The organism is Nocardia abscessus NBRC 100374 (assembly GCF_000308455.1).
Taxonomy (GTDB): Bacteria; Actinomycetota; Actinomycetes; order Mycobacteriales; family Mycobacteriaceae; genus Nocardia; species Nocardia abscessus.
In genome coordinates, this window is sequence record NZ_BAFP01000098.1 from 1 (window position 1) to 6,260 (window position 6,260).

8 protein-coding genes are annotated in these 6,260 nt (G+C 70.2%); 4 read left to right on the top strand and 4 right to left on the bottom strand.

The features are described from left to right. Nucleotides 1–13: 13 nt before the first annotated feature. A complete protein-coding gene (locus tag ON19_RS19295; protein ID WP_306307051.1) occupies nt 14–163 on the top strand; it encodes a helix-turn-helix domain-containing protein in 150 nt (49 codons plus the stop codon). On the opposite strand, the gene ON19_RS19300 is transcribed toward ON19_RS19295, so the two are convergent. Beyond that, complete coding sequence (locus ON19_RS19300) at nt 164–904, bottom strand: SDR family NAD(P)-dependent oxidoreductase (RefSeq protein WP_043694523.1); 741 nt, start codon at nt 902–904, stop codon at nt 164–166. A 104-nt stretch (nt 905–1,008) separates the two neighbouring features. Between ON19_RS19300 and ON19_RS19305 the strand changes: the two genes are divergently transcribed. Beyond that, nucleotides 1,009–1,611: a TetR/AcrR family transcriptional regulator gene (locus ON19_RS19305; RefSeq protein WP_043694525.1), complete on the top strand. Its 603-nt coding sequence runs from the start codon at nt 1,009–1,011 to the stop codon at nt 1,609–1,611. A gap of 6 nt (nt 1,612–1,617) precedes the next feature. Here the strand turns inward: ON19_RS19305 and ON19_RS19310 are convergent, their stop codons facing one another. Beyond that, nucleotides 1,618–3,369: a DEAD/DEAH box helicase gene (locus ON19_RS19310; protein ID WP_218006450.1), complete on the bottom strand. Its 1,752-nt coding sequence runs from the start codon at nt 3,367–3,369 to the stop codon at nt 1,618–1,620. Between the two features lie 191 nt (nt 3,370–3,560). Here ON19_RS19310 and ON19_RS19315 point away from each other — a divergent pair, with 191 nt between their 5' ends. Further along, nucleotides 3,561–4,739, top strand: a complete 1,179-nt coding sequence (locus ON19_RS19315; RefSeq protein ID WP_083899479.1) for a YihY/virulence factor BrkB family protein — start codon at nt 3,561–3,563, stop codon at nt 4,737–4,739. Here the strand turns inward: ON19_RS19315 and ON19_RS19320 are convergent. Next, complete coding sequence (locus tag ON19_RS19320) at nt 4,712–4,957, bottom strand: DUF3039 domain-containing protein (RefSeq protein ID WP_086006669.1); 246 nt, start codon at nt 4,955–4,957, stop codon at nt 4,712–4,714. The genes ON19_RS19315 and ON19_RS19320 overlap by 28 nt on opposite strands. A 276-nt stretch (nt 4,958–5,233) precedes the next feature. On the opposite strand from ON19_RS19320, the gene ON19_RS19325 reads away from it, so the two are divergent. Next, on the top strand, nt 5,234–5,587 hold the full coding sequence (locus ON19_RS19325; protein WP_043694536.1) for a DUF3099 domain-containing protein: 354 nt from the start codon (nt 5,234–5,236) through the stop codon (nt 5,585–5,587). Between the two features lie 49 nt (nt 5,588–5,636). On the opposite strand, the gene ON19_RS19330 is transcribed toward ON19_RS19325, so the two are convergent. Then, on the bottom strand, nt 5,637–6,260 hold a 624-nt coding region (locus ON19_RS19330), incomplete at its 5' end, for an MFS transporter (protein WP_043694538.1).

Here is a 6,260-nt window from a genome sequence, read left to right on the forward strand (position 1 = left end):
ATGGCGCACGCAGATCCGGCTGGCGGCCTCCCTGCCGTTGCTCGCCGCGGGGCTGCCGATCGCCCGGGTCGCGGGCCGGGTCGGCTACGCGACGCCGAGCGCCTACGTCGCGGCGTTCCGCCGGACGGTCGGGGTACCGCCCGGACGGTATTTCACCGGTTGATCAGGCGTTGGTGCCGCTGTCCACGGTGAGGAACGCGCCGGTGACGCTGCGGCCGGACGGACCGGCCAGGAACGCCACCGTGGCCGCGACATCCTCGACGGCGCCGAAACGGCCGAGCGCGGTCAGGTCACGCTGCAGCTGCGCGTCAGCGCCGTCGCCGGGGTTCATGTCGGTGTCGGTGGAACCCGGCTGCACGAGGTTCACCGTGATCGCGCGCGGGCCGAGTTCCCGGGCCAGCGCCTTGGTGAAGCCGTTGAGAGCCGACTTGCTGAGGTTGTAGAGCGCCAGACCGGCGAACGGCGCGTGGTCGGTCAGGTTGGTGCCGATGCTGATGATCCGCCCGCCGGCGGTCATGTGCGCGATCGCGGCCTGCGCACCGACGAACGCGGCGCGGGCGTGCACGTTGAGCGCGTTGTCGATCTCCGCGACGGTGAACTCCTCGAACGGCTTGGCCGGGAAGATCCCCGCGTTGTTGACCAGGATGTCCAGCCCGCCGAGTTCGGACGCGGCACGGTCCACCGCCGCGCGCACCGCCGTGGCGTCGGCGCTGTCGGCCTGGATCGCGACGGCTCGGCGTCCGAGCGCCTCGACCGCGTCGACCACCGTCTTCGCCTGCCCCTCGGCGTGCTGGTAGGTCAGCGCGACGTCCGCGCCCGCCGCGGCGAGGCGGCGCGCGATCGCCGCTCCGATACCGCGACTGCCGCCGGTCACCAGCGCGACCTTGCCCGTGAGGTCCGACATCGGTACTCCTTTATTTTTGTGCCGATCAATACATAAATAGCCAAGCGCATCGGCCACGGCGCTGTCAATAGGTATATTTAACGATCGACACAGAAAGGTGTGGCATGGCTGGACGGGGACGACCGCGCGCCTTCGACCGGACCGAGGCGTTGCACCGCGCGATGGAGGTCTTCTGGGAGCACGGCTACGAGGGCGCCTCGATGAGCGACCTCACCACCGCGATGGGCATCAACTCCCCCAGCCTGTACGCCGCGTTCGGCGGCAAAGAGGAACTGTTCCGCGCGGCCGTCGAACTCTACGGCCGCACCGACGGCGGTTACACCGACCGCGCGCTGCGCGAAGAGCCGACCGCGCGGGCGGGCATCGAGGCGATGCTGCGGGACAACGCGGTCGCTTACACCCAGGAGAACAAGCCGCACGGCTGCATGGTCGTGCTCGCCGGTTCCACCTACACCACGCGCAACACGAGCATCCGCGACTTCCTGATCGAGAAACGCCGCGAGACGACCGAGGACATCCGGCGCCGGCTCGACCGCGGCGTCGCCGAGGGCGATCTGCCGGAAGACACCGACACCGCGGCGCTGGCCGGTTTCTACACCACGGTCCTGTACGGCCTGTCCATCCAGGCACGGGACGGCGCGTCACTGACAGAACTCACCGCGTCCATCGACTGTGCCATGGCCGCCTGGCCCGCCACGGCCGGTTGACCCGGGCTATTTCCGGCGCAGCGCGGCGATGCGCTCACCGAGTTGCTCGGCCGAGGCCAGCGCGGTCGGCGGCCCGCCGCATTCCCGGCGCAGTTCGCCGTGGATCACGCCGTGGGGTTTTCCGGTGCGATGGTGATGCATCGCCACCAGGCTGTTGAGTTCGCGCCGCAGTTCGCCGAGCCGATCGGCCGTGGCGACCCGCTGCGCGGCGTTCGCCACCTGCGGACCGGGATCGGGGACGGGCGCGGGCATGCTCCGATCGGAGACCTGCTTGGCCTGCCGCTCGCGCAGCAGGGCGCGCATCTGCTCGGCATCCAGTAGCCCCGGGATCCCCAGATAGTCGGCTTCCTCGTCGCTGCCGGCGAAAGTCGCGGTGCCGAAGGAGGATCCGTCGTAGATCACCTGGTCGAGCTCGGCGTCGGCGGCCAGCGCGACGAAGGACTTCTCCTGCTCGCCCGGCTCGTCCTCCTGCTTGTTCGCCTCGATCAGCAGTTCGTCGTCGAGGCCGTTCTTCTCGCGGTGCGGCTTGCCGATGACGTGGTCGCGCTGCAACTCCAGCTGCGCGGCCAGGTCGAGCAGCACCGGCACCGAGGGCAGGAACACCGTCGCGGTTTCGCCCGGCTTGCGGGCACGCACGAACCGCCCGATCGCCTGTGCGAAGTACAGCGGGGTGGAAGCGCTGGTCGCGTACACCCCGACGGCCAGGCGTGGTACGTCGACGCCTTCGGACACCATGCGCACCGCGACCATCCAGGGCTGCGTGCTGTTGCTGAACTCGGCGATGCGGCTGGAGGAGGCCGGGTCGTCGGAGAGCACCAGCGCGGGCTTCTCGCCCGAGATGTGCTCCAGCAGTTCGGCGTAATCGCGGGCGCGGTCCTGGTCGGTGGCGATCACGAGGCCGCCCGCGTCGGGCATGCCGGAGGCGCGCTTCTGGCGCAGCCGGATGTCGGCGGCGCGCAGTACGGCGGAGATCCAGTCGCCCGCCGGGTCCAGCGCGGTCCGCCAGGCGCGCGCGGTCTGCTCGGCGTTCAGCGGCTCACCGAGGCGCGCGGAATACTCCTCGCCCGCGCTGTCGCGCCAGTGCGCCTCACCGGAGTAGGCCAGGAAGACCACGGGCCGCACCACGCCGTCGGCGAGCGCCTCGGCGTAGCCGTAGGTGTGGTCGGCGCGGGACTTCGGGAAACCGGACTCGTCGGGTTCGTAGACGATGAACGGAATCTGGCTGTCGTCGCTGCGGAACGGGGTACCGGTCAGCGCGAGGCGGCGGGTGGCGTCACCGAACGCCTCGGCGGTCGCGTCACCCCAGCTCTTGGCGTCTCCCGCGTGGTGGATCTCGTCGAGGACGACGAGCGTCCTGCGGTTTTCGGTGCGCACGCGATGACGGAAGGGATGTGCGGCGACCTGGGCGTACGTGACGACGACACCGTGATAGTCGCCCGAAGTGCCGCCGGTGGAGTTGGAGAACCGCGAGTCGAGCGCGATGCCGACGCGCGCCGCGGACTGCGCCCACTGGTGCTTGAGGTGTTCGGTGGGCGCGACGACGGTGACCTGGTCCACGGTGCGGTCGGCCAGCAGTTCGGCGGCCACGCGCAGCGCGAACGTGGTCTTTCCCGCACCCGGGGTGGCCACGGCGAGGAAGTCCCGCGGCTTGGTGGCCAGATACTTCGTCAGCGCACGTCGCTGCCAGGCGCGGAGGGAGCCGCCGGCGGGGGTGCCCACTGCTTTCGAATCGCCCGGCGTCTCTGCTTCTCCCGCCACAGCGGCGCCACCGGACCCAGTCACGCAGACGACCCTAGCGGCCCGGCCCGGCGTGTCGCCAAACCGACGCGAGGTGCGCGACGGGCATCACAGGCCACCGGCCGAGACGCTGGGAGTTCACCCGATGCCCACCGACACGTCGTGTCCGCACGCCGATACCGATCGCCGAAGTGCGCGATGCTGTAAGCACGATGACAGAGCACCGCGCCCGCCCGGGCGATCCGCCGCGGACCGACGCACCGTCGCACCGCGGCACCGCCGTGCGTACCGGGACGTGGGCCGCGCGGGCGGGCGCGCGGACAGCGGAGGCGGGCAGGCGAGCAGGCTCGCTGATCGTGCGGGTGTCGGAGAAGGCCTGGGCGGATTCCATCTTCGCCAAGTCGGCCGCGGCGGCGTTCTGGCAGACGCTCTCGCTGGCGCCGCTGTTGCTCGGGGTGCTCGGCAGCCTCGGTTACGTCGGCGGCTGGTTCGGCCCGGACACGGTGCAGATCGTCGAGTCGAAGATCATCGCGTTCAGCCAGGAACTGTTCAGCGCGAGCGTGGTCACCGACCTCATCGAGCCGACGGTGCGGGACGTACTCGGCCGCGGTCGCGGCGCGGTGGTCTCGGTGGGCTTCGTGCTGTCGTTGTGGGCCGGATCGTCGGCGATGGCCACCTTCGTCGACTCCATCGTCGAGGCCCACGACCAGCAGGACGCCCGTCACCCGGTGTGGCAGCGCATCTTCGCGCTGCTGCTGTACGTGCTGTTCCTGGTGGCGGCGGTGTTCATCCTGCCGCTGGTGGCGCTGGGGCCGACGCTGATCGGCCGGGTGCTGCCCACCGCCTGGCGGGCGACCGGCCTGCAAATGCTGGATTTCTTCTACTACCCGGGCGTCGGCCTGCTGCTGATCGTCGGGCTCACCACCCTGTACAAGCTGGCGCTGCACACCTCGCTGCCCTGGCACCGGCTCTTCGGCGGGGCACTGGTGGCGGGCGTCTTCTTCATGGCGGCCAGCGACGTGCTGCGCCGCTACCTGTCGTGGGTCACCCGCACCGGCGTCACCTATGGTGCGCTGGCGACGCCGATCGCGTTCCTGCTCTTCACGTTCTTCCTGGGCTTCGCGGTGATCCTGGGCGCGGAGTTCAACGCGGCGGTGCAGGAGTTCTGGCCCGCACGCGCGACGCGCATGGAGCAGGTGAAGGAGTGGATCGCCAATCAGGTACGCGGCGAGGGGGGCGCCGACGAGGACATGGCGGACCGCGACGAAGGCGCCCCGCCTGCGGACGCCGCCGCGTCCGAGCCTGCGCGGGCCGCGTTCGACCTGCGAAAGGCGTCGTCCTCCTCCGGCGACCTATCCGCGTCTCACTCGCCCTTGCGTAGGCCGTCGTAGACCTTCTTGCACTCCGGGCACACCGGAGAGCCTGGCTTGGGCGAACGGGTCACCGGGAAGACCTCTCCGCACAGCGCGACCACGTGGGTGCCCATCACGGCGCTCTCGGCGATCTTGTCCTTCTTCACGTAATGGAAGAACTTCGGGGTGTCGTCGCCCGTCGTCTCGTCGGTCGTCGTATCCGGGCGAACGATGGTGTCGGTGCTCACGCATTCCATGATGCCGCATCGCGAGAGACGGGCCACCACGGTGTCGCGTCCGGGGTGACCACGGTCTCGGATCGGGAGCTGAGCCCGGTATCGAGTCAGAGGCGACCACGGTATCGGCACAGCAGCCGACCACGGTATCGCATCACAAGTGACCCCGGTTCCGGCATGGAGCTGACCACGGCATGTGCGCGGCGGGACCACGAGTGGAAGACTCAGGGCATGCAGCAGAACGGCGATTCCCCATCCGCCGACGGCCGCGACCGCGAAGAGCACCCCGACGTGACGATGCCGACGCAGCCCCGCCGTTCCCCCGGATACTTTCCCGGCAATGACGACAGACACCCGGCGCTGATCACCGAGGCCGCGCCCTCGCTGGAAGACCAGCACCGCGCTCGCGTGCGCCGGTACACGATCATCATGGCGTTTCGCATACCGTGCCTGGTTCTCGCCGCGATCGCCTACAGCGCGCTCGGCAATCCGCTGGTGTCCATCCTGATCATCGTCGCGTCCATTCCGCTGCCCTGGATCGCGGTGCTGATCGCCAACGATCGCCCGCCGCGCCGTAAGGACGAGCCCAGCCGCTGGGACCGTCAGCGGACGGCCATCGAGTCCCGATCGCACAACGCCATCGACGGCTGAACCTCCGCCCGGCGGCCATCGCCCCCACCACGAGCACATCCGCGTGCGTTCAGTGCGCACCGCGCGCACCGACGAAGGCCGGTGCGCGGCGGATGACGGCCGACATCACGGCAGCGGCGGCGCACAATCCGCCCGCCAGATACCAGGCGAGGTCGTAGCTGCCCTGGACATCGCGGATGACACCCGCGCCGGTGGCCGCCACCGCCGAGCCGATCTGGTGGGAGGCGAACACCCAGCCGAAGGCGACCGGGCCGTCGGCGCCGAACAGTTCGCGGCACAGCGCGACCGTCGGCGGCACCGTGGCCACCCAGTCCAGGCCGTAGAAGACGATGAACACCCACAGGCTCGGTTGCGTGTCGGGACCGAGCAGCGCGGGAAGGATCAGCAGCGACAGTCCACGCAGCGTGTAGTAGCCGATCAGCAGGTAGCGCGGGTCGATCCGGTCGGTCAGCCAGCCGGACGCGATGGTGCCCGCCACGTCGAAGACGCCGACGACGGCCAGCAGGCTCGCCGCGGCGGTCGGCGGCATGCCGTGATCGTGCGCCGCGCTGACGAAATGGGTGCCGACCAGCCCGTTGGTCGACGCGCCGCAGACCGCGAACCCACCGGCGAGCAACCAGAATCCGGGTCGGCGCGCGATCGCGCCGAGCACGGTGAGCGCGCGCGACGCCCC